We start from the raw sequence: 23,615 nt of genomic DNA, 5'->3' as shown, positions 1-23,615 counted from the left end.
GAGAAAGAGGTGTTCGCCGTTATGGCCCACGAACAATCGATTCCGGAGCGCTTTGCGCCGTTGTCCGAGCTTGCGGGCAATTTGTGGTTCAGCTGGAACCCAAGCGCCGCCCGGCTGTTCCGTCAGGCTTCTCCCGCTCTGTGGGAGGAAGTCTCGTATAACCCGGTGCGGCTGCTGCAGCGACTCTCCGACCAAGACTGGCAGAGACTGTCCGCCGACGAGAGCTTCCTGTCCCGGTTTGACGAGGTTGTGGCGGCCTGGTCCGCCTACAAAGCCGCCGATCCGTGGTACCGGAAGCAATACCCCGGCTCCACGGCGGGAGGCATCGCCTACTTTTCCGCGGAATTCGGCTTCCATGAATCGCTGCCGATCTATTCCGGCGGTCTCGGCGTGCTTGCCGGCGACCACCTGAAGTCGGCGAGCGACCTGGGGCTGCCGCTGACCGGCGTCGGCCTCCTGTACCGCAAAGGCTACTTCCGGCAAAAGCTCGATTCCTCCGGCAGCCAGACGGCCGAGCGGGTGGACCACGATTTCGCCGATCATCCGGTTCTTCCGGTCAAAGCGGCCGACGGCCGGGATCTGACCGTTCAGGTGCTGATCGGGCAGGAACCGGTCACGCTCAAGGTGTGGGCGGCGCAGATCGGCCGGGTGACCTTGTACCTGCTCGATGCCGATCTGGAAGAGAACCGGCCGGAGACCCGCGAGCTCACCTCCCAACTGTACGGCGGCGGGCAAGAGATGCGCATCGCCCAGGAGCTGATTCTGGGCGTCGGCGGCGTCCGCGCGCTGCGGGCAGCCGGTCTTCATCCGACCGTCTATCACATCAACGAAGGGCATGCCGCCTTCCTCTCGCTGGAGCGCATCCGCGAGTATATGGCGCTGGGCGTCTCCTACGAGACCGCTCTGGAGCTGGTGCGGGCCAGCACGATCTTTACCACCCACACCCCGGTTCCGGCCGGTCACGACACGTTCCCGACCGACTTGTTCCACCGCTACCTGGATGGTTTCCTCCCCGTCTTCGGCCCTCATCGGGACGCGGTGATCGCCCTCGGCTTCGATTCCGCGAAGCAGCAGTTCAACATGACCTACCTGGCGATGAATTGCGCCGCCTTGCGAAACGGCGTGAGCAAGCTGCACGGCCATGTCTCCCGGATGATGTTCCACGGTTTCCTCGGCGGCTTCGAGGTCGACGAGGTTCCGATCGGGCATGTCACGAACGGCGTCCATATCGAGAGCTGGACCGCCCCCGAGCTGGCCGAGCTCTACGACCGCCACTTGGCGGCGGGCTGGCGGGACGACCAGGCTGACGCCGCGAACTGGCACGGGGTCCGTTCCATTCCCGACGAGGAGCTGTGGAATGTCCACCGGGAGAAGAAGCTTCAGCTCATCGAGGTAGCCCGCGCGAACCTGCGCGAACAGCGGCAGCGCGGCGGAGAGAGCCCGGAGCGCGTTGCGGAAGCCGCGGGGCTGCTGAATCCCGACGCCCTCACCATCGGCTTTGCCCGCCGGTTTGCCACCTACAAGCGGGCCAACCTGCTGTTCAAGGACCTGCCTCGCTTGAGCCGGATCGTCAACCACCCGACCCGCCCGGTCCAGTTCGTCTTTGCCGGCAAGGCGCATCCGGCCGATATTCCCGGCCAGGACTTGATCCGCGAGATCTACCGCGTCTCTCAGCTGAGCGAATTCCGCGGCAAGATCGTCATGCTGGAAAACTACGACATCGGGCTCGCCCGCAGCCTCGTGCAGGGCGTGGACATCTGGTTGAACAATCCGCTTCGCCCGCTGGAAGCCAGCGGCACGAGCGGCGAGAAGGCGGCCATGAACGGCGTTCTCAACTTCAGCGTCCTCGATGGCTGGTGGGAGGAGGGCTACGACGGCACCAACGGCTGGGCGATCGAATCCGACCCGCACAGCGATTGGCAGGCCCAGGAATATCAGAACGCCGACTCGTTCTATTCCCGTCTGGAAAACGAGATCGTGCCGCTTTACTACGCCGAAGGGAATTCCGGCTGCCCGCACGCTTGGGTGGCGAAGATGAAGCGTTCCATTGAGACGCTGGCGCCTGAATACAACACCCACCGGATGGTGCAGGACTATACCCGCGAATTCTACGTTCCCGCGATGGAGCGGTTCGCCGGGTTTGCGGCCGACGGGTACGTCCTCGCGGCGGAGCTCGCCGCCTACAAGAAGCTGGCCGCCCGGGAGTGGCCGAATGTGACCGTAACGTTCGTCGAGGATCGGCCCGCCGAACCGGCCGCTCCCGGCCAGAAGAAGGTGGACGTCGGGCTTGCCTTAGGCGAGCTTCCGGCAGGTGCGGTGTATGCCGAGATCGTCTACTATGCGGATAATTCGCAGGGGATCTGGGAGCCGGTACACGCACCGCTGACGCTGCTCGGTGAGGATGGCCCCGGCAAAGCCCTCTTCCGGGGAGAAATCCCCTCCCACCTGCATCACCTGGAGCATTACTCGGTGCGGGTGCGTCCGAATCATCCATTGTTCGCCCACCGGTTCGAGCTGCCGCTCGGCTTCTCTACCGTGCATTGACCGCCCGAAAGGCCTTATCGCGCCGCCCTTTCCGGGCGGCGTTTGTTTTATGTCCGCTTTTTGCTATGATAGAAGGGATTCGGTAAGGAGGATGCGGGCTTGAAGTACTTCATCATCAACCGCGGCGACGGGGTGTCCGTCGCGCTGCACGAACGCTTTACCCGGCTGGCGGACAGCCTTGGGCTGACGTTGGACGAGGACAAGCCGGATACGGTGCTCTCGATCGGCGGCGACGGGACCATGCTGCAGGCCTTTCACCGGTACAAGGATCAGCTCGACCGGCTGGCCTTCGTCGGACTGCATACCGGCAGGCTCGGCTTCTTCGCCGACTGGAAGCCGGAGGAACTCGAGACCATGGCCCGGGTAATGGCCCGACCGCTCGAAGAGAACGCGACGAGAATGGTGGAATACCCGCTGCTCTCGATTGAAATCCGCACCAAGACCGGGCTGGAAACTCATCTGGCGCTGAATGAATTCACCCTCAAGGGCATCGAAGAGACGATGGTCGCCCAACTGGACGTGAACGATGTGATCTTCGAGACGTTCCGCGGAGACGGCATCTGCATCTCCAGTCCGTCGGGAAGCACCGCCTACAACAAGAGCCTGGGAGGAGCGGTCATCCATCCCTCCATTCCCTGTTTGCAAATCACCGAGATCGCTTCGATCAACAACCGCCTGTTCCGGACGGTCGGTTCTCCGCTCGTCCTACCCAAGCACCACCACTGCGACATTTATCCGCAGGCGGGCAAGCGGATGGTGCTGTCGCTCGACCACCTCGGCTCGCAGCGCGAGGACGTGGTCTCCATACGAGCGAGCGTGGCCGAAGAAAAGATCCGCTTCGCCCGCTACCGCCCCTATCCGTTCTGGACCCGCGTTCAGCGGGCGTTCATCGGACAGGAGCCGACCACCGATTTCTAGCCGACGCCGTTCCCAGTCAAGCCAACCATCAACAAGCCCACCGTTAAGGGACAGGCTCTCCTTCTTGTAGACAGGCTAACGAACAAATCCTGCTGCTGGAGGAGAGTTTGTTTATATCCGGAACGAGAAGGGGTTAAGGAGGGATTAGGATGGCAAGTGAAAAAGGAGAGTTAACCGCCGAACAAAAAGACGAGCTGTTTGGCGCGCTGAAGGCCCGGTTTGAGAAAAACAAAAACCGCCACGCGGGATTGGAATGGGCCGACGTCCTCCGCAAGCTGGAAGCCCATTCGGAAAAATGGGGTTCCCTCTATAAGATGGAACGAACCGGCGGCGAACCGGATGTGGTAGGGTATGACGCGGAGACGAACGAATACCTTTTTTATGACTGCTCGGCTGAAAGCCCCAAAGGGCGCAGAAGCGTCTGCTACGACCCGGAAGCCCGGAACGCCAGAAAGCAAAACAAACCGGAAACCAGCGCCTTGGAAATGGCGGCCGATCTCGGCATCGAGCTGCTGACGGAGGAGCAGTACCGGGAGCTGCAGAAGCTGGGGGAGTTCGATACGAAAACCTCAAGCTGGTTGAAAACGCCTGCCGATATCCGCAAGCTCGGCGGTGCTATCTTTGGCGATTTCCGTTATGGAAGGGTCTTCGTGTATCACAACGGCGCGGACTCTTATTATGGCGCCAGAGGCTTTCGCGGCTCGCTTCGGGTCTGAATATTGCGGGGGCTCGAATTCCGGGAAATAGGGAAGAGCGAAAAGATCAACTGCAGGAAAAGCGAGACGGCCTTAGCCTTGGCATTCAGGGCTAAGGCCGTTTGAATTTGTCTGACATGCTTATGGTAAAAACGGTGCGAGCCTGCTGTGTTGGCTCAAAGGCTAGGGCCGGAGCAGCCGGCCGTGCCTCCGGAATCCCCACGCTTTCCCTCCAAGGGAAGCGTCACGTCAATGGCTGGACCCTGGCGGGGTGCCGGGTCCCGGCGGGCGCTGCTGCTTCGGCGGGCGCGGATTCGCTCCGCCCGGCTCGCCGGAAGCGTTGTGCCCGGGGCCGTGCCCGCCGCCGTGCCGCCGCTTGCGGAACGGTCCGGGACGGCGCTCGGCCGTGGAAGAAGTCTCGGCCACGGCCGGCGATTCGCCGGAAGGCCGCTCCGGATTCGGGCGGCGCGGCGGACGCTTGTCCGAACGTTCGCCGCGTACGGCCGAATCGCCCGCCGCGTGCTCGGCGGCTCCCCGGTCAAACCGGTCGGCGTGCCGCTGCTGCTGGCGCTCCTGCTGCGGTCGATCGCCGCCGCGGTTCGGCCGGGCGGCGGAATCGTTCCGACCGCCGCGCTGATCTTGCCGGCCGCCCCGGTCCGGGCGGTCCTGGCCGCCTCTTGGCGCGCGGCCCGGGCGGTCTCCGTCCGTGCGCGCAGACTTGCGGTCGGGCCACTGCACGCGGTCGCCGTTCTGCCGCGACTCGCGGTCCGCTCCGCCCGACTGGCCGCCGCGGTCATCGCGGCCGTGGCCGCCGCGCGCGCCGTCCGAACGCTCGCGGACCGGCTTCTCCGGACGGACGATCTTGACCTGCCGCGGTTCGCCGCTGCGGTTATAGCGGTCCGGCCGGTCCATCCGCGTGCTGCCCTCGAAGACATTCGTCGGGGGCGGCGTTTCGCCCACGGCTGATTCTCCCTGTTCCTCGGCGGTGCGATCGCTTTGGCCGACCTTTTCCAGCACGAAGTAAGCGCATCCGAAATTGCAATATTCGTTAATGTAATCCTCGAGATTCGCGATCGAGGAGTCTTTGGTCATCCGCGGGTTGTTCTCCTTATAGAAACCGCGCAGGCGAAGCTGGTTGTAGCCCCAATCCCCTACGACGTAATCGTAGCGTTCCAGCACTTCGCTGTACCGGTTGCGGAACATTTCGAGGTTCCAGCCGTTCTTGTTTTCCTTCACAAGCTCATAGACATTCCCGCCAACGTGAAACAAAGCTCGCACCTCCATCCGGCACTCTCCCGCCGGGGTTTCCGACAAATTCCTTTCTCGTATTATACCATGAAAAATTCAACATTCCACTTTCTCGCCTACCGGAGTATAATTGGAGAAATTCAGTGCTTTACACGCATAAAGGGGAATGAGTCATGACGATCGTCATCCGGGAAGCCGTCCGGGAGGATGTGCCCGAACTGCTTCGCATTTACAATCACTACATCGCCGCCTCCGCCGCGACCTTCGACCTCGAGCCGCAGACGTTGGAGCAACGGCTGGATTGGTTCTCCCACTACGGCGGCGATTACCCGCTGATCGTCGCGGAAGCGGACGGGAGGGTGGCCGGATACGCCTACTTGTCCGTTTTCCGCGCCAAGCCCGCCTATAAGCCGACCGTGGAAAGCTCCGTTTACTTGGACCCCAACAGTCTAGGCCGCGGAATCGGCAAAACGCTCTTGAACGAGATATTGCAGCGGGGCCAAGCCCTGGGGTACCATTCGGTCATCGCCTGCATCACCGTCGGCAATGAAGTCAGCGTGCGGCTGCACGAGAAATTCGGCTTCCGGCTGGCCGGTACTCTGCCGCAGACGGGCTTGAAGTTCGGAGTCTGGCACGATATCCAGTTTTATCAGCTGATTCTGGATGGCCCGGACCCGGTTCCCGCTCCTTGACGGACGCTTCCGCGTATCGAATGCCCCCGGCCATGCAAGGCACGAAAGCGATCCTTCTTCCGCGATCCCTCTTCCTTCCCTTTGAGAACCTTCGGGGCGGGAGGAGGCTTTTTTTGTTTTTGACGTTTGCATCCGGCACCCAAGCCGTCCTTCCTGCAATTCCCAAAGCCATTCGTCCCGTCCGCACCCGCTATTCGGGATATTTCGGTTTCTCCTGAACATGCTAACGAACAGACCGGATTTGTTCCGATTTTCAGTTAAAAGGCAGGAGATAACCATGACCAACCGACCCGAACGGCGGTTCGGCCGAACCGTGCTTCTCGCCGCGGCCAGTCTGCTTGCCTTCGCGGCCGTTCCGGGCAGCGCAGCCCTGGCCAGCTCCAGCGCCGTGCATGCTCCACCAGTGAAATCGGCCGTGCCGGAACCGGAAAAGGAGCCGACTCCCGAAGAGCGGCGCGCGCTGCTCGACCAGCTCAGTCTGGCGACCGGCATTCCCTGGTACCGGCTCGCCGCCGCCGACCAATACCATCGCGCGACCGCCCCCTCCGGCAGGCGCAATCCGCCCGAAATGAATGGGCGGTACCCGCTGCCGCTGTGGGTCGGACTGCTCAACCCCTCCGCCGACGATACCGACCCCGTCCATATCGAGCTGTTCGGCGGCAAAGGGCGGGACGGATCCGGCGACGGCCGGGCCGATCGGCGCAACGAGCTGGACACCCTGTTCGCCTTCGTCCAGGACATGAGCGCCTCCGCCGGAGGAGCGGCACAGTGGGACGCCGCCCTGCACCGGACGTTCGGCGACCGCGGCATCGGCCGAATCGACCAGTTTGCCAAAATCTACGAGACCTTCGGACGCCTCGATCTGCAGGAGCATGCCTTCCCCGTCCCGCTGCGCTCCGAATATACCTATCGGAGCACTTGGGGCGCCAGCCGAGGCTGGGGAGGACAACGGATGCACGAGGGTACGGATATCTTCGCCGGCTACGGCGTGCCCGCCCGAAGCACCTGCTACGGCATTATCGAGGTGAAGGGCTGGAACAATTACGGCGGCTGGCGGATCGGCATCCGCGACCTGAACAACGTCTACCATTACTATGCTCATCTGTCGGGCTTCTCCAAGGAGATCGACATCGGCACGCCGGTTCGCCCCGGCCAGGTGATCGGCTGGGTGGGCAGCTCGGGGTACGGCAAGCCGGGAACCTCCGGCAAATTCCCGCCCCATCTGCACTACGGGCTCTACAAGGACACCGGCAGGTCCGAGTGGGCCTTTGACCCTTATCCCTCTTTGGCCCGTTGGGAGCGGGAGGAGCGCCAACGCCTGAAGGCAAAATAACCCGGCAGGCCGAACCGCCTAAGCCGACAAAAAAAACCCGATGTCTGGGTATCATCCAGATATCGGGTCTTCTTCGTGCGCAGAGTTTGGCGCTCCGCCGGTGGATCGGGGTCAAGGACGGCCGCTTCCCGCTCCGGCTCCTCCGCCTGCGTTCGGGAGCGGTACGGTTCCGGCATTCCCGGCCGTTGTAGCCGGGATGGAGGTCCCTCCGCCGCTACCGCCCGTCCCCCCTGCCGTATTGCCCGACGCAGCGGTGCCGGAGGCGGCGGAACCGGCGGAGCCCGAGCCGCTTCCCTGCGTCAGTCCGGGCAGCGTGACGCCCGGCGGCAGGGGACTGGAATTGCCGACCGGATTGCCTTTGTTGTCATAGTAATACATCGGGGTATCTCCGACGACCAGCAGATAAGAGATCGGCAGCTCGGTCTCGACGGTCTCGGGCTCGGAATCAAACGGGATGATCACGCTGACTTCGGCGATAATCCGGATGTAGACCTCGACCAGGATCATGTTGATTCCGGCGTTTTCGTAGCGGGTATTGAGGTCTACCTTTACCGCTCCCGCCGGCTGCAGCCGAACCGGTATGTCGGGACCGAACGAAGCGAAGAGCGGACTGTGCATCGCCATCCCGAGGGGAATATGCTCCGGCATGCGTTTCAGACCAAGCAGCAGGCTCTGCACCCGGTTGATCGTGTCGGAGGTAATTCGCATATGCTCCGTGTAGTTCAGCATGAAGCCGGTTACCTTGCCGTCCTTGTCCGTTCGCCAATCGATCAGCTTATCGAAATTGGTCTCCTGGGCGATCCGGTCGGCGATGGCGGTGTTGATCGCTTGGGTCGCCATCTGCTTCAGCCGGACCTTGGCGAGGTTCATCAGCGGCGGTTTCAGGTTGCGGTCGATGAAGACGAATGATTGCACGAAGGACAAGAGAAACACCGCCATGACGATCCAAACAATGCGCTTGCGGCTGGACCCATGCGTTCTCCTTGACTTCCATCTGCGCCTGCTCATCGTCCCCCTCCTCCCGCGCCGCCTGACAACCTGGCCGTCATCTCTACCTTATGCGGCGTCGGCGGGGAAAAGAAGGCCCGGGCGGGAGGCGGCAAGGCCGCTGAGAAACGAAGCCAAGTGGACGGAAATACCACGGGGCCATCCGAAAGCGAAGCAATGCCTTTTTCGGTAGTCTCGCGGGAAGCGGTTTAGGCAGGGATACCAGACAAGGAAAGCGAACTAACAGGACCGGAGCTTCGCCTCACTCGGTCGGCGGCGGAGAATCCTCCTTCGCCTTCGGTCCGTCTTGCCCGTCGTCCCCTTCATTCGGCGCTTCACCGGAATGCTTTTCCCCGAAGAAGCTGACGAACAGCTGATACATTTTCTCGTTCGGTTGCGCCTTCTTGTCATCTCCGATGAATTCCTTCATCAGCCCTTCCAGGCGGCGGCTGAGTTCGAGGGCCCGCTCTTCTGTCAGACTTACCATGGTATAGTAAGCCGATCCGAACACCTGGTCCTTGTCGCCGAAGCGGCGGAGCCACTCTTTCCTGTACGTATTGACGAGACTGGTGATGCTGGTCTGGACGGCGGAGATCCGTTCCGCTCCCGGGAGCAGGCCAAAGGTTTTATCCACTTGAAAGGAATCCGCCGTGGGGCGGTAATACTTCGCCAGTATGCCGTTCACCTCTCTCGTCTCGACGATGGAGACGATGCCGGCCTTCTCCAGCTTTTTCATATGATAATGGGTCTTCGCGGGCACATCGCCCAGCTTCGCAGCCACTTCGCTGACCGTCATCGGTTCGCTCGCTTCGCTTAACAGCTCGATGATTTGCATGCGGTAAGGATCGGAAATGGCTTTGAATTCTTCCAGGCTTGATAGCAGTTTTGTCGGCAAGCTCTTTCACCTCTTCCCCATCATACCTCACCGGAACGCGCTTAGAAAGCTCGGGTGCTGCGGCGGAAGAGAACGGCTGAAGCGACGATCAGCCCGCCCATGATAAGGAAGAAGCCGGCCATCGGCATAAGGTCCGCAAGCGCCGCCGTGAACCAGCCGCCGAGCGGCATGGCGCTGCAGCAGAGCATCGACAGGAGCGCCATCACCCGCCCCATCATCGCCCGCGGCGTCTTGTCCTGAAGCATCACCGTAAGCGGGGTCCCGGCCAAGGGCACGGCGGCGCCGATCACGAAACAGGCGGCGACGGCGGCGGCCAGCCGGGCGGCCTGCGGCAAGTAAAACGTTCCGGTTAAGAGAGCATACATCGCGCCGATGACGATGAGCCCGGTTGCAATCAGCCGGGAGCCGGCATAGCGGCTGCCGCGCGCGCCCATCCAGAGACCTCCGGCGATCATGCCGACGGTGAGCCCTCCGCTCAGCAGACTGAGACCGGTCGGACCGGCCTGCAGCACATCCTTGGAATAAGCCGGGATCAGCACGTTGAACGGAACCAGGCAAAAGTTCACGAAGGCGGCGGTCACGACGGCGGCCAGGAGCAGCCGGTTGCGGCGAATCAGCAGGAGTCCTTCCTTCATCATGTGCAAGTAATGGGATGGCGTAAGCTTTTCTCCGCCCCCGCTCTTGGGGGCGAGGCGGGTGAGCCCGATCAGCAGGATGACGGCGGAGCCGAGGAAGGTGAACCCGTCGACCAGGATGGACCCGGAGATGCCGAGGAGGGCGATGATGACCCCCGCCGCGCCGAGTCCGGCCAGCTCGGAGATGCGCGAAGCGGTGGAGAGGTAAGAATTGGCCGCGAGCAGGCTCCGTTTGGATACGAGGTCGGGAATCAGGGATTTTTCCGCCGGAGAGCAGAGGGTTTCCATGGTCGATTGCAGGATCGTCAGCACGAACAGGTGCCACGCCTGCAGGGAACCGGTGAAGAACAACAGCGCCGTCGTGCATACCAGCGAGCCCCGAACGAGGTCGGAGACGATGAGGATCGGCTTATTCGGCCAGCGGTCGACCAGCACGCCGGCGAAGGGGCCGAATAACAGGTTCGGCAAAGCGTTGACGCCGAAGAGGATGCCCATGAGCGCCTTGGAGCCGGTCAGCTCATAGACCATCCAGCTGTAGGCGATGGAATCCAAGGAATCGCCGAACCGGGAAATGACGCTCGCCAGCAGCAGAGTGACATAGCCGCGATTGCGCAGCAGCTCCCGCAGAGCGGATTTGCCCACTTTGGCTTCTTCGTCGCCTTCCTCCGGCAAAACGCCGGCGGGCAGGGACTCTGCCGCAGAAACCGAAGCCTCTTCTCCCGCCATGCTTCGGGCGGCAGCCGCTTCGGCGGTCCCCGGTTCAGCCGTTTCCACGGCTCCCGGTTCAACCGCTTCTCCTTTTCCCATAGCATCAGCCGAAGCGGCACCTGCGGAAGCGGAACTCCCTTCCTGCCGCCGCTCCTCCCCGGGCGGTCCTCCGTTACCTTCTTTCCATCCTGCAGCAGCCTTCATGGTCATCCCCCTTAAATAAAAAAATAGCTTAACGTTAAAATTTATTTTAACGATAGGTAATAATTTAATCAAGGTATTTTTTGCCCTCTTTCGCTCATGGTTTAGCCTATTGAGCTTCAGACGCAAAAAAGCCAACGCTTCCAAAAAGGAAACATTGGCATGAATATAGATAGACTGAACTTAACCTTTGAGCCTGCACAGCTGGAATGTCAAACCGAATCGCTGTTGATCCCAGGTTTCCTGAATGAACTATAATTAGGGGAAATCCGGGATCAAAGGCGAGCGCTTCGCTTCTTCACGCCCTTCCACTTTTCCGGCTTTCTTGTGTTTCGTCTATATAGTTCGCCTGGCTGTTCTTATACTTCCGCGATCGGGTAGTACAGGTCGCATTCGCAATAATGGCGGCTGCACCGGGCGTAATTGATCCGTTCGAAATGAAACGGGCGTTCGAGCTCGAACCTCACGGTTGGCATCCACGTACCGGACACATGCTGCCAAATGGTTTGAAGCGAGTCCGCGGTAATGTCCTCGGGGCGATGCGGACCCATATAGGTGAACACGCCGTATTTGTGCGTCTTGATCCGCTTGACGTTCAGCTCGGGCGGCACGATGCTGGCCTTGTCGACCTGAACCGAGGGCTGGTAGAACGTATGACCCTCGAAGGGCACGGGGACGGCCGTGTACCCGATGTAGACGTCCTTGTTCACCGGATTCAGGATGCGCAGCCGCTCGTTGTAAAAGAACTCGACGCCCAGCCGGTTGGCGGTGAACCGCTTCCGGTTCTCCTCCGCATCGACCCGGTGCTCCCGCCCTGCGATGGTAAAGGCCGGCATCACCGTGATGGACCGGAAGAACATGAGGCCCTCCCCCGCCCGCTGCATGAAGTCCGCATTGAAGCGGTCCAGGATGCGGACCGGCGACGGATTTCGCCGCCACTTGGCCGGGCTCATCCCATATTCCTCTTTGAAAACGCGGGTGTAGGTCCGTTCGCAGCCGAACGAGTACTTATAGGAGATAAACTCCAAGGTGCTGGATTCGCGGAGCAGGTCTCCGAGCGACAGAGCGATCCGTCTGCGGCGGACATACTCCATGAGTCCCGTCGAGGTGGCTCCCTTCCAGATACGGAGCAGGTGAAACTTCGACACGTTGACCCGATCGGCGATCCGGTCGAGACTCAGCTCCTCCAGCAGGTGATCTTCGATGAATTCGGTGGTTTGCACGAGAATCTCATACAGACGGTGGTCCATTCGCAGCTCCTAACTGAGCAATTTTTGTCCGGTTTGGCTTTTTTCCCTATTGTATACTCTTACCACAGCCGAGAAAAAGCGAACAGATGCTCGATTTCGAAGACACGGAGGGATCAGCAAGCCGTATGGACGAACGGACGCAAGCACTTCTTAAGGAACGCTATCAAGCTGCGGTACAGAGTTTTGTGGAGAAGGTTAAGGACGACCCGAACGTAATCGCCGTCATTGTCGGCGGCAGCGTCGCGTATGACGTCGTCTGGGAGAAAAGCGATATCGACACGACGGTGGTGATCCGCGACCAGCCGATCAAGCAGCCGTCCTATTGCATTCTGGAAGACGGGATTACGCTCAATCTGGCTGTCCTGCCCCGCAGCTCCTTCCGCCGGGGGATGGAGCGCAACATCGGCGGCTCTTTCGGCCACTCCTTCAGCGCCAAGAGCAAGATCGTTTACTGCACCGATGACAGCCTGGCCGAATTCTTCGAGGAGCTTAAGGCCATCGGAAGCGACGACATGGCGCTGGCCGCTTTCTATTATGCGGCCGATCTTGTAGGCATCTACGAGAAGTGCCAGAAGTGGCTGACCGCCCGCCGCGACCCGCTCTATGCGCAGTATTACCTGCTCAAGGCAGCCGAGACCATCGCGCACATGGAGCTGTGCCTGCGCGGCGAGCCGGCCTCGCGCGAGTCGATCCAGAAGGCGCTTCAGCTCGCTCCCGAATGGCTGAAGCCGTTATACGGCGAGGCGATGTCGCACCACTTCGACGAGGAGGAAGTCCGCAACCGGATTGAGCTGATCGACCGGTACCTGGACCGCAGCCTCGATCTGGTGAAGCGGCCGGTCCTGGAGTATATGGCCGACCAGGAGATCAAGACGGTCACCATGTTGTCCAAGCAGTTCCATGCGGACGGGCATTTCCTGATCGGGCTGTTCGACTACCTCGCCGACAAAGGCGTGATCGAGAAGGTGTCCCAGACGATCCGCATCACCCCGAAGAGCAAGCCGTCCGTCGAGGAGATCGGCTTCTTATATATCCCCTGATGCCGCTGTAAGGCCCTACCTACATAAGGAGAGTGAACCATGACCGTCCGCAGCACAATCGAAATTTCCGGCGCCAAGCAGAACAACCTGAAGAACATCTCCGTCGAGATCCCCCGCGACAAGCTGACCGTCATCACCGGAGTCTCGGGCTCCGGCAAATCGTCGCTCGCCTTCGACGTCATTTACGGAGAGGGCCAGCGCCGCTTCCTCGACTCCATCTCCACCTTTGCCAAGAGCCGAATCAGCCAGTTGAAGAAGGCCAAGGTGGACTTCGTCCGCGGCCTGTCGCCCGTCATCGCCATCGAACAAAAGAAATTGAACAACAACCCGCGTTCCACGGTCGGCACGGTCACCGACATCAACGATTACCTGCGGCTCTTGTATGCGACCGCAGGCGTCGGCCAATGCCCGGAATGCACCCACCCGTTGAAGCAGCTTTCCGCCGCACAGATCGCCGAGCATGCCGCCTCGCTGCCCACCGGAACCGTCATCGAGCTGCGCGCCCCGGTGCATAAGGTATTTGGAGAAGAATACAGCTATACCTTCAACCAGCTGCGGGAGAAGGGCTTCAAGCAGCTGCTCGTCGACGGGGAGCCGTTCTCCCTGGCGGAGAAGAAGGAGCTGGACGAATCCCGGAATTACCGGATCGAACTGGTCATCGACCGGTTCACCCTGCGGCCGGACATGTTCATCCAATTGACCAAGACCATCGAAGCGGCCATGCTCGCCCTGGAGGAGGATATTCTCATCAAGGTCGAGGTCGTGGGCGGTGCGGACGCTTCCTTTTACCGGAACTTCGGCTGCCCCGAGCATCACTATTTCCTCTGCGACATGCAGCCGTTCCACTTCTCCTTCAACACGCCGGCCAGCGCCTGCCATACCTGCATGGGGGTCGGAATGTCGTATGTGGTGGAGCCGCGCTTTCTCGTCGTCGCTCCGGAGAAGAGCATCAACCGCGGCGCCTTCAAGAATACGGTCTACAACCTGTCCAGCAAAGACAGCTACCGCAGCGTGATGATGTACAGCCTCGCCGAGAAGTACCAATTCAGCCTCGATACGCCGTTTTGCGATCTGCCCAAGGCGGTTCACGAGCTGCTCTTCTACGGAACAAAGGGCGAGGTCGTTCCGATGGTCCAACCGCCGAATTCGGTCAAGCGCAACTGGCTGGTCGGCCGGGACCGGCCGTTCTGGGGCTTTGTTCACGAGATGGAGAGCTGGTACCGCAATTACATTCGCAAAAGCACGACCACCGAGGCCTTCGAGCCTAACTTTATCAAGGAATGCATGATCGAGAAGGTCTGCCCGGAATGCCGCGGAGCGCGGCTGAAGCAGCAGCGCCTGCAGGTGACGATCGGCGGCAAGAACATCGACGAGCTCGGCCGCATGCAGCTCCCCGAGCTGAACCGCTTCCTGGAATCGCTCGACTTCGACGAAACCGTTCGCGAGGTATCCGAGTCGATCATCCGGGAAATCCATTCCCGGGTCACGCTTCTGATCGAAATCGGCCTGCATTACATCAGCCTCGGACGGCGCAGCGACACCATCTCGGGCGGCGAGATGCAGCGGATCAAGATGTCCACACAGATCAGCAGCGAGCTGATGGGCATGCTGTACGTCATGGACGAGCCCAGCATCGGACTGCATCCGCGCGATTCGGGGCGGGTGATCGAGACGATGAAGAAGCTGCGGGACATCGGCAATACCGTAATCGTCGTGGAGCATGACCTGGAGACGATCCAATGCGCCGACCATGTCATCGAGATCGGGCCGGGCCCCGGTATCCACGGCGGACAGATCGTCGCCGAGGGGACGGTCGAGGCGATCGCAAGCGAACCCGCGTCCGTAACCGGACGGTACCTGTCCGGGAAAGCGAAGATCCCCGTGCCGAAGAAGCGCCGCCACCTGGGCGACCACTTCCTGACCATCCAGGGAGCGCGGGAGAACAACCTGAAGAACATCGACCTCGACATTCCGCTGGGCGTCTTCCTCTGCGTAACCGGCGTATCCGGCTCGGGCAAGAGCTCGCTCGTCAACGAGATCCTCTACAAGCAGCTCAAGATCGACAAGACCGGCGCCCGGATCATGGCGGGCGAGCATGATTTCCTGTTCGGGGCCGACCTGCTGAACCATATCATCAACATCGACCAGACGCCGATCGGCCGCAACAGCAAGTCCAATCCGGCCACCTATATCGGCATCTATGACAAGATCCGCGATTTGTTCGCGGCGCTGCCGGAGGCCATGGACCGCGGCTATCAGCCGATCGACTTCAGCCTGACGCATGCGAACGGGACGCGCTGCGAGCATTGCTCGGGCGACGGCATCATCGTCACCAGCCTGCAGTTCATGGCGGACATCGAGACGATCTGTCCGGTGTGCAAGGGGATGCGTTTCTCGGAGGAAGGGCTGGAAATCAAATACCGGGGCAAAAGCATCGCGGACGTGCTGGAGATGACGGTCGAGGAGGCCTGCGAATTCTTCCGCGACAACCGCTACCTGCGCCATAAGCTGGAGATCATGGACGAGCTCGGGCTCGGGTACATGCGGCTCGGACAAAGCTCGACCACCCTGTCGGGCGGGGAAGCGCAGCGGGTGAAGCTGGCCTATGAGCTGTCCAAGATCAAGAAGGGCTCGCACAACCTGTACATCCTCGACGAACCGACCACCGGCCTGCACCTGGCGGATATCCAGAAGCTGCTCCTGTCGCTGAATAAGCTGGTGGACAAAGGCCACTCGGTGATTGTCATCGAGCACCACCTGGACGTGATCAAGTCGGCGGACTACCTGATCGACATCGGTCCCGAGGGCGGCACGGGAGGCGGCGCCGTGGTGGCCGAAGGAACTCCCGAGCAGGTTGCGAGGGTGGAAGGTTCGCACACCGGCCGCTACCTGCGAACGGTATTGGCGGAATAACAAGACAAGGCGCGGACTCTCCGAGTGGGAGTCCACGCCTTTGTTGGTTCGTTGGTTGCCGTGCGGGTCAGCTAGAGGAGCGCCGTTGCCGCACCGCTTCGTACAGCAGCAGGCCCGCCGCCATGGCGGCGTTCAGCGACTCCGCCCGCCCCGGCATCGGGATGGACAGCTCCCGCTGCACATGCGAGCGGACCTCGGCCGAGACGCCGCGGCCCTCGTTGCCGATCACAAACCAGACGGCGCCGGTCAGATCGGCGTCGTAGCAGGTCAGCCCCGACGCCATGCCGGTGCTGAACACCAGGGCGCCCCGCCGCTCGGCCTCTTCGAGCAGCGGCGGCAGCGCTCCTTCCACCACGGGCAGGTGAAACAGCGAGCCCATGGTGGAACGCACCGTCTTCGGGGCGTAAGGGTCGGCCGAGCCCCGGCCGATCAGCACGCCCGCGGCTCCGGCCGCGTCCGCCGTGCGGATGATCGTGCCGACGTTACCCGGGTCCTGGAGGCCGTCCAGCACGACGACCACGCCCGCCGGGTCGGCAAACAGCGCCTCCGGGCCGAACGACGGCTTGTCCGCTATGCCGACCGCGCCCTGCGGCGTATCCGTCTCGGAGCATTTGGCCAGCACGGCTGGGCTTACGCCGATCAGCTCGACCTCCGGATGGCCGTCGAGCAGAGGTCGCAGCTCCTCCGAGACTCCCTTTTCCAGATCATACAGAACGGTCCTGACCCGAATGTCCGACACCAGCGCCTCCTGAATGAGGTGGACGCCCTCCAGCAGGAAGCGGCCCTGGCGGTCGCGTCCCTTCTTTGCCGTCAGCTCGCTCCATTCCTTGACACGCGGATTTTGCGCCGAGGTGATGTTCATCGTTCGTTCCGCCTCATTCCGAATAGTTTTTTTCCAGCCGGCTCAGGCTGTCGTTGCGGCCGACGACGACGAGAATATCCGTCGCCTGGATCAGATCGTCGGCGCTCGGCGTGATGTTCATTTTGCCGTCTAGGGTTTTGATCGCCATGACGTTGCAGCCGTACTTGGCCCGGATGTCGAGCTGCTTCAGGCTCTTGCCGATAAGCAGCGGCGTCGCGCGAATTTCCACGATGCTGTAATCCGGAGACAACTCGATATAGTCGAGAATATTCGGCGAGATGAGGGCATGGGCGAGCCGCTGGCCCATATCCCGCTCGGGAAAGATCACCTTGTCCGCCCCGATCTTCCGCAGCACCTTGCCGTGCAGCTCGTTCTGGGCCTTGACGATCAGCGTTCGGACCCCGAGCTCCTTCAGGATGAGCGTCGTCAGGATGCTCGCTTGAATGTCCTGGCCGATGGCCACCACCACCACGTCGAAATGGCGAATGCCGATCGCGCGAAGCGCTTCCTCCTCCGTTGGGTCCGCCTGCACCGCGTGCGTCACCCACTGGCTGATGCTTTGGATTTTGGCTTCGTCCGCATCGATCGCCAGAACGTCGTACCCGAGCTGGGTGAGGGAAAGGGCGACGCTGGAGCCGAACCGGCCGATCCCGATGATGGCGAATTGCTTTTTCATACTGGTCCCTCCTGCCGCTTGCCTGATCAGGCTCCATTATAGCATGCCTGCCGGGTCCATCGCTTGTCCGGATAAAAGCCTTAGCACCGGGGTATGCTACCGTACGATAACGTTGTTAAGCCATTCGAACCGGAGGTTGCCATGAACATCACATTGCGGCAAGCCATCGTCATGCGCGTCAAAGGGAAATCGGAGGAAGAGCTGCGCGAGGTGATCGCCGATTCCGTCGACGGCGACGAAAAGGCGCTCCCGGGTCTCGGTGTCCTCTTCGAGAATATCTGGAAGAACAGCGAACCTGAGTTCCAGACCCACATGGTCGAACATTTGGAAAAAAGCCTGACCTAAAACGATGGGGCCGCGGCACAAGCCGCAGCCCCTTTCGTTTGCCCAGAAGAAGCAGCACTATCGCCGCCGGAGCGCCCCGACGGTCCTTTTGTTCGACAGCGGGGGATGCATGAGCTTGGCGGCTCGTTGCTTCTTCGACGTTGCTCGTGAAGAAGGGGCTCCCTTCTTGCCCACCCCTGCGGACCTTCCGGCGTCCTTCCGTTTACGGCGCAGCTTTCCGTAGGCGATGGCGTACGCCCTGACCCTCCGGTATACGCTCTTGTCCGGCATCCGCTTGAAGATGAAGGAAGCCGGAGAGGTGTTGACCTCGATGATCCACGGCCAAAGATCGGAGCCGATCCCGACGTCGAGGCCAATCTCGCGGATGCCGGGAAACTTGCGTCCGAGGTGCTCCGCCACACGAAGGCCCAGGTTTTTCAGTTGGGCAACGGTGCTCCCCATTTTGTCGGCCGGGACATAGGGCCTCAGCAGCGTCTCAACCAACTCCAGCCTGCCGCCGTTGTGAACATTGGTGACGATCTTCCCGGGTTGGGCGACGCGGCCGAGCATACCGGTCGTCTCCCATTTGCCTGCCGGGTTCTGCTGCACCATCACCCGGATATCGAACGGACGTCCCTTGTAGCGCAGAAGCCGGATGCCCTTCTGCACCAGGTAGGCGCGTCCGGCCGCGACCTCGCGGACCGCATCGTAAAGGCTATCCAGCTCCCGGAAGGAGCGTTTTTTGGTTCCTTCCTGAAAGCGAAACGGCTTCTCTTCGTCCTTCACCCATTCGAGCCGGACGACTCCTTTGCCGTGCATGCCCGATACCGGCTTGACGAATACGGTCCGATGCCTGTCAAGCATGGCGGCGACCGAGCTCCGGGTCATTTTCTCAAGGGGCAGCAAATAGGGGCGGATCGCTTCCGATTCCCGCAGCGCCGTCGTTTTCTTCCATTTGCTCGCCACGTACCTCGGCCTCTTCTTCGACGGTTTCTCCATGGTAGACCATCTCCTCCTTTGCCATGATGAGCGGCCCCGGCGCTCCGTACAGCTCCGCGAGCCGTTCCGCCGTCCGCAACCAGCCGAAGGCCCCGCGCGCCGTGGCGCAGGCCGCCATCCCGAGCCGCTCCGACAGCGCCGGATCGGCTGCAAGCCGCGCGATCGCCCGGGCAAAGGCTTCCGGCCGGCGATACTCCTTCACGATCAACCCGTTCACGCCGTCGACGATAATCTCGGGAATGCCGCCGATGGCCGAGGCGGCGCACGGAAGTCCCGTCGCCATCGCCTCTACATTGACCAGCCCGAACGCCTCGTGCAGCTGGGACGGACAGACGAAGCAGTCGGCCAGCCAGTACGCATGCTGCATGATCGTATGCGGCAGCTTGCCGAGGAATCGGACCGGCACCCGCTCCCGCTTGGCCAGCAGGCGGATGGATTTTCCATAGCCCGACACGCCGCTCGTGCCGGCGATCACCAGGACCGCATTCGGCACCGTGCGGCGCAGGACACGCACCGCCCGGACCAGGACGTCCAGGCCTTTGCGCGGAATCACCCGGCCCGCGAACAGAACGGCGTAGCGGTCCTCCAAGCCGTGGATGCGCCGAAGCTCCGCCCGTTCCTCCGGCAAGGGAGGCCGGAACCGCTCGAACTCGACGCCCAGGTGCACCGTGCGGAGCTTCCCCTTGATCGCCGGAAACCGCGCCGCCAGCCGTCGGTGAAGCGAGCGGCTGTTGGCAAGGACGAGGTCGGCCTGACCGAGGCGAGAAGCGGTCAGCCGGCCGGCCGGCGTATAAGTCAGCGACTGGAGAAACACCGAGACCGGCGTGCCTGGAAATGCCTTGCGGATCAGCGGTACGTAAACGGGGCGGTTATCCACTTGAATGCGGTCGAAGCTCTGGCCGCGCAGGCGGCGGATGACCGTACGGATGTAGCTGCCCCCTGGAGGGACGACCACCCGCAGGAAGGTCAAGCGCCCTTCCTGGGATACCGATGCCAGGCCCGGGAACTGCCGGCTCACCAGGACGACATCGTGGCCTTCCCTCAGCAGCCGGGCGATGGCGCTCATGCAGATTTCGACCGAACCTCCCCGGGTAGGGGGTACCGGGATCGGTCCCGGCGCGATCATCAGGATGCGCATACTTTTGCCTCCCTGCAAGCAGTCTGGAACCTCCTCGCGTTCCCCATCACCCCATCTTATGAGTGCGGCAAAGCCGCCGAAAGGGCTTAAGTGGAAAGGCTCCCGCCTCAGTTTGCCGGGAGGCGGCCCGATGCGGGCCAGGGCTCGGATTCGTTCCGCTGCCCCTTAACGCCAAAAAAGCGGACGATCCGGGCAGACCGTCCGCTTGCGCCCGATAAGGTTATAGATAGGTTCGATCCCGCTTGCCGAGAGAGACCTCGGTCATCCGATCCGCGAGCGACACCCCCTGCTCCCGCAGATCGTCAATGCGGATATTCTCGCGGATGCGTCCTCCGTGGAAGAGCAGCGCCCGGTCGAACAGATTGGCGAAGTCCTCGACAAAATGGGTAGCCACGAGCACCAGCTCCTCTCCCGTCAGCTCGGCGGCGAGCTCGCCCAGGAACCGGCGCCGGGTTGTGCCGTCCACCCCGAGGAACGGTTCGTCGAGCAGCAAATAATCGGCCCGCTTGGCGAAGCCGGCCGCCAGCTCCACCTTGGCCCGCTGCCCCTTCGACATCGAGCGGATCGGCTTCGTCTCCTCCAGCTCGAACGAACCGAGCAGCCGCCGGTAACGGGCGGGATCGAACCGGGGAAAGAATTCGGAGAGAAAAACGCCGAAGTCCCGCGGGCTCATTCCCGGCAGCCAGCTGCCTTCCTCCGTCACATAAGCCATCCGATCGTACTGCTCGGCCGGAGGCTTTCCGTCCACCCGGACCGTCCCGTTCGACAAGCGCCCCAGGCCCATGATCATCTTCAAAAAGCTGGTCTTGCCGCTGCCGTTATCGCCCAGCACCCCGACGATCTCGCCGCGTTCCAGAACCAAGTGGTCCACGTAGCAGGAGATTTCCCTGCCCCGGTAACGCTTTTGCGCGCGGGTCAGCTCGATCATGGCTTCGCCTCCCTCCCCTCGGCCTCGAACCGGAGGTTCGTCAGATGCCGGTATTGAACCTGATCCACTTGCGGATAGGCGAAGTCGTAATCCTCCTGCAGACCGGTGAGCAGCTCGCCCTCGTACAGCGGGTCGTTCCCCCGGTAAACCTCGACGAGGAAGAGCTTGGGCCAATAAATCATGTGCTTTAATTCCGTTTTTGCATCGCGTCGGTCCACGAAGGGGCTGGCAACATACAGCTTCCCTTCCCGGTAAGCGACGGTCCCTGCACCGATCAGATAATACGCTTCCTCCAATCGGTCCGAGCGGATGATCCGGGTCTCGTTCACCAGCTTGACCCCGTCCGTCAAATTGATCGTATAATAGCGCGTCACGCGTTTGCCCTCCGGGTCGGCGTTTTGTCCAAACGCAAGCGTAAGCAGCCGATTGTCCGAATCGGCGTAGGCGGTATACCGTTCACTCAGAATCGTCCCGGCCGAAGGGGAAGCCGGCGTCACGCTCGCCTCCGCGACACGGGCATCGGGAATCCGCAGCTCGCCGATGGGTTGACGGCGAGCCGCATCGTAACCGCGGATCAGCAATTCCCCGTTCTGGACCGCAAGGAGCGCCAGCCGGTCCCCCGCTGCCTCCAGGCCGATCACATCCATCGCTTTTGCGTCATCCTCGCTCGCCGGAACTAGCGGCCATTCGGCCACGACCGCCGCCGGCAGGTCCTTGCCTCCGCCGCTCTTCCCGAATCGGAAGTCGGCGGTATTCCATTCGTATATCCCGGTCGTGCCTTCATAATCGCGCGTTACCGGCGGAGTATAGTACAGCTTGGCGGCGTTCCCGGCCAAGCCGTATTCGGCGGGGTTCGACCAGTGGGAGGAATTCGTTCCGGCCGTCTTGGGATTGCGGATGCCAAGAGCCGCTGTCAGATTGACATTGGAGACCAAGCCGAGATTGTCCAGCAAGCGCACCGCGATGCGAACCGGCTGCATTTCGGCAACGGTATATTGATATGGGCCGATGGACTTCGGGGCTCCCGGCGAATAGCGGACCGGTTCCTCGGCCTCCGGCTGCGGCTTCAGCCGGGTGCTCGCCGTGGCCTCGCCTTCTCGTCCGACGGCAAAGGCCGTTCTCTGGTATCCGTCGGCCAGCTCTCCCAATAGCCGCATACCGCTTAGCTCTTGCCGGTCCCCGGACAGGTCACTCAGCTCAATCGTGCCTCCGTTGCGGTTTCCGTACTCATCGACGGCCGACCATGCGACGGTCAGCAAGGATACGGACAGGAGCGGAAGCGCTGCGTGCTTCTTGAACTTTTTCCAGATGCCCATCAGGTGGACAGCTCCTTTCCTCAGGCGATGGCGCCTTTCTTGATCAGCCAGATGCTGTGTGCGACAAAGCCGGCGGCGAGCAGGATGAGCAGCAGGCTGCTCGAATAGAGCGTCCTGGGCTGGTACTGGTGCGCGGGGCCCGATTCCGCCAGCCGGTAGGAGAGAAGGCGTAAGCCATACAGCAGGACGGCGATGACCGCGGCAAGCCCCTTCCACTCCCGGCTTCTCTCGCACAGGGCCGCATAATAGACGCCCGTCAGGAGGACGAAGAACAAGGCGGCGCTGGACAAAATCCGGCTCGGGGTGAGCGGCAGCAGCAGCCGAAGATAATCGGAACGGATGAAGGCGAGATACAGCCCGTTCGTCATGGGCTCCCGCTCCGCCGCTTGCCGCATCCGGTCGCTGAAGGTCCCGTAGCCGAGGCGCACGGCCAACAGCTCGGCGGCCAGCAGCACGAGAGCGGCGGTGATCAGAGCCAGCAGCTTGCCGAAGTACAAGGCGGAGCGATCGGCGGGGAGCGTCATCCAGGTGTAGACGCCCTTGCTGCGGAAATACTCGCGGTAGACCTGCACAAGAAAACCGGCAAGCAGGACAACGAAGAGCAGGAAGAACAGGTTCGTCGCTCCGGAGGCCGCCAGCACCGCCTCATAGCGCGTCAAAAGGCTGTACGGGTTCCAGCCCTTCGTCTGTCCGCGGACCAGCCACGGAGTAAGCACGAGGGTGGCGGTGGCCAACCCGAGCACGAGCGGCAGCATCCGACCGAATTCGTAGCGGTACAAACGGTAAAGCGTCATGGAATCCCCTCCATCTGTATGATTGGTATAATACAACAAGAATAGACGAACCCGGTGCCCGGTCTTGCCGTCAGGCGGAGAGTCTACTCCCACAGCTCGCTGAGGAGCTGAACGACCTTTTGGAAGGGCAGTTGAATCTCCTTGGCCGAATCGATGAACTCCTGGACCAGGCCGCGCGTCAGCTCCTCTTCGATCCGCTCCCGGAGACCGGCATCGACATAAATCTCCGAGCCGAGGGTGCTTTCCGTTCTCACGTAGCCCTCTTCCTCCATGAGCTTGAACGCCTTCTGCACGGTGTTGGGGTTGATCCCGAGCTGCGCGGAGATTTCGCGGCGCGAGGGCAGCCGGTCTCCCGAGGCGATCCGGCCGAGAAGAATCTGCCGCTTGACGAACAAAGCGACCTGCTGGTAGACGGGGTCCTTGGTATTCAGCTTGAGTTCGTGGAATGCCAGCAAGGGCCTCACCGCCTCTCTTCATTGTTTGTATTATAGGTGTAGTACAATAAACTTGTCAATCCCA

21 protein-coding genes are annotated in these 23,615 nt (G+C 61.7%); 8 read left to right on the top strand and 13 right to left on the bottom strand.

The window, feature by feature from the left end:
• Positions 1 to 21: 21 nt before the first annotated feature.
• From glgP to ACSEXS_RS15425, 3 genes are all read left to right on the top strand, one after another.
• Positions 22 to 2,544, top strand: coding sequence for an alpha-glucan family phosphorylase (gene glgP, locus ACSEXS_RS15435; RefSeq protein ID WP_438434130.1), 2,523 nt, complete (start codon positions 22 to 24; stop codon positions 2,542 to 2,544).
• Positions 2,545 to 2,643: 99 nt separating this feature from the next.
• On the top strand, positions 2,644 to 3,462 hold the full coding sequence (locus ACSEXS_RS15430) for an NAD kinase (protein WP_438434129.1): 819 nt from the start codon (positions 2,644 to 2,646) through the stop codon (positions 3,460 to 3,462).
• Between the two features lie 149 nt (positions 3,463 to 3,611).
• Positions 3,612 to 4,178 (top strand): DUF4256 domain-containing protein, encoded by a 567-nt coding sequence (locus ACSEXS_RS15425; protein ID WP_438434128.1) that lies wholly within the window; start codon positions 3,612 to 3,614, stop codon positions 4,176 to 4,178.
• Positions 4,179 to 4,406: 228 nt separating this feature from the next.
• On the opposite strand, the gene ACSEXS_RS15420 is transcribed toward ACSEXS_RS15425, so the two are convergent.
• The gene (locus ACSEXS_RS15420; protein WP_438434127.1) at positions 4,407 to 5,441 is read right to left on the bottom strand and encodes a YutD family protein; all 1,035 of its coding nucleotides are present in this window, start codon (positions 5,439 to 5,441) and stop codon (positions 4,407 to 4,409) included.
• 137 nt (positions 5,442 to 5,578) lie between these two features.
• On the opposite strand from ACSEXS_RS15420, the gene ACSEXS_RS15415 reads away from it, so the two are divergent.
• The gene (locus tag ACSEXS_RS15415) at positions 5,579 to 6,097 is read left to right on the top strand and encodes a GNAT family N-acetyltransferase (RefSeq protein WP_438434126.1); all 519 of its coding nucleotides are present in this window, start codon (positions 5,579 to 5,581) and stop codon (positions 6,095 to 6,097) included.
• Between the two features lie 277 nt (positions 6,098 to 6,374).
• Complete coding sequence (locus ACSEXS_RS15410) at positions 6,375 to 7,430, top strand: M23 family metallopeptidase (RefSeq protein ID WP_438434125.1); 1,056 nt, start codon at positions 6,375 to 6,377, stop codon at positions 7,428 to 7,430.
• Between the two features lie 111 nt (positions 7,431 to 7,541).
• Here the strand turns inward: ACSEXS_RS15410 and yunB are convergent, their stop codons facing one another.
• The 4 genes from yunB to ACSEXS_RS15390 form a co-directional block, all read right to left on the bottom strand.
• Entirely contained in the window at positions 7,542 to 8,438 is an 897-nt protein-coding gene (yunB, locus tag ACSEXS_RS15405; RefSeq protein ID WP_438434124.1) for a sporulation protein YunB, read from the bottom strand.
• A 241-nt stretch (positions 8,439 to 8,679) separates the two neighbouring features.
• Positions 8,680 to 9,312: an ArsR/SmtB family transcription factor gene (locus tag ACSEXS_RS15400; RefSeq protein ID WP_438434123.1), complete on the bottom strand. Its 633-nt coding sequence runs from the start codon at positions 9,310 to 9,312 to the stop codon at positions 8,680 to 8,682.
• 41 nt (positions 9,313 to 9,353) lie between these two features.
• Positions 9,354 to 10,859 carry an MFS transporter gene (locus tag ACSEXS_RS15395; protein ID WP_438434122.1) on the bottom strand — a complete coding sequence of 502 codons (1,506 nt, stop codon included), beginning with the start codon at positions 10,857 to 10,859 and terminating at the stop codon, positions 9,354 to 9,356.
• 356 nt (positions 10,860 to 11,215) lie between these two features.
• Entirely contained in the window at positions 11,216 to 12,106 is an 891-nt protein-coding gene (locus ACSEXS_RS15390; protein WP_438434121.1) for an AraC family transcriptional regulator, read from the bottom strand.
• A gap of 125 nt (positions 12,107 to 12,231) precedes the next feature.
• Between ACSEXS_RS15390 and ACSEXS_RS15385 the strand changes: the two genes are divergently transcribed.
• Entirely contained in the window at positions 12,232 to 13,146 is a 915-nt protein-coding gene (locus tag ACSEXS_RS15385) for a nucleotidyltransferase (RefSeq protein WP_438434120.1), read from the top strand.
• Positions 13,147 to 13,185: 39 nt separating this feature from the next.
• Complete coding sequence (gene uvrA, locus ACSEXS_RS15380) at positions 13,186 to 16,059, top strand: excinuclease ABC subunit UvrA (RefSeq protein ID WP_438434119.1); 2,874 nt, start codon at positions 13,186 to 13,188, stop codon at positions 16,057 to 16,059.
• 67 nt (positions 16,060 to 16,126) lie between these two features.
• On the opposite strand, the gene ACSEXS_RS15375 is transcribed toward uvrA, so the two are convergent.
• The gene (locus tag ACSEXS_RS15375; RefSeq protein WP_438434118.1) at positions 16,127 to 16,921 is read right to left on the bottom strand and encodes a TrmH family RNA methyltransferase; all 795 of its coding nucleotides are present in this window, start codon (positions 16,919 to 16,921) and stop codon (positions 16,127 to 16,129) included.
• A 13-nt stretch (positions 16,922 to 16,934) separates the two neighbouring features.
• Entirely contained in the window at positions 16,935 to 17,597 is a 663-nt protein-coding gene (locus ACSEXS_RS15370) for a potassium channel family protein (protein ID WP_438434117.1), read from the bottom strand.
• A 141-nt stretch (positions 17,598 to 17,738) separates the two neighbouring features.
• Between ACSEXS_RS15370 and sspI the strand changes: the two genes are divergently transcribed.
• On the top strand, positions 17,739 to 17,942 hold the full coding sequence (gene sspI / locus ACSEXS_RS15365) for a small acid-soluble spore protein SspI (protein ID WP_438434116.1): 204 nt from the start codon (positions 17,739 to 17,741) through the stop codon (positions 17,940 to 17,942).
• Between the two features lie 57 nt (positions 17,943 to 17,999).
• On the opposite strand, the gene ACSEXS_RS15360 is transcribed toward sspI, so the two are convergent.
• The 6 genes from ACSEXS_RS15360 to ACSEXS_RS15335 form a co-directional block, all read right to left on the bottom strand.
• Positions 18,000 to 18,887: a YheC/YheD family protein gene (locus tag ACSEXS_RS15360; RefSeq protein WP_438434115.1), complete on the bottom strand. Its 888-nt coding sequence runs from the start codon at positions 18,885 to 18,887 to the stop codon at positions 18,000 to 18,002.
• A complete protein-coding gene (locus tag ACSEXS_RS15355) occupies positions 18,814 to 20,058 on the bottom strand; it encodes a glycosyltransferase family 4 protein (RefSeq protein ID WP_438434114.1) in 1,245 nt (414 codons plus the stop codon). Before ACSEXS_RS15355 ends, ACSEXS_RS15360 begins: the two co-directional genes overlap by 74 nt.
• Before the next feature lie 220 nt (positions 20,059 to 20,278).
• Complete coding sequence (locus tag ACSEXS_RS15350; protein WP_438434113.1) at positions 20,279 to 20,986, bottom strand: ATP-binding cassette domain-containing protein; 708 nt, start codon at positions 20,984 to 20,986, stop codon at positions 20,279 to 20,281.
• On the bottom strand, positions 20,983 to 22,302 hold the full coding sequence (locus ACSEXS_RS15345) for a hypothetical protein (protein ID WP_438434112.1): 1,320 nt from the start codon (positions 22,300 to 22,302) through the stop codon (positions 20,983 to 20,985). The genes ACSEXS_RS15350 and ACSEXS_RS15345 overlap by 4 nt, the downstream gene beginning before the upstream one ends.
• Positions 22,303 to 22,322: 20 nt before the next feature.
• Positions 22,323 to 23,096: a hypothetical protein gene (locus tag ACSEXS_RS15340; RefSeq protein WP_438434111.1), complete on the bottom strand. Its 774-nt coding sequence runs from the start codon at positions 23,094 to 23,096 to the stop codon at positions 22,323 to 22,325.
• A gap of 83 nt (positions 23,097 to 23,179) precedes the next feature.
• Positions 23,180 to 23,560: a GntR family transcriptional regulator gene (locus tag ACSEXS_RS15335; RefSeq protein WP_438434110.1), complete on the bottom strand. Its 381-nt coding sequence runs from the start codon at positions 23,558 to 23,560 to the stop codon at positions 23,180 to 23,182.
• Positions 23,561 to 23,615 lie beyond the last annotated feature (55 nt).

Origin of the sequence: Gorillibacterium terrae (assembly GCF_051594785.1) — a bacterium.
Taxonomy (GTDB): domain Bacteria; phylum Bacillota; class Bacilli; order Paenibacillales; family NBRC-103111; genus Gorillibacterium.
Note: the sequence above shows the minus strand (reverse complement) of the source record. Positions and strands in the feature narration are given on the sequence as shown.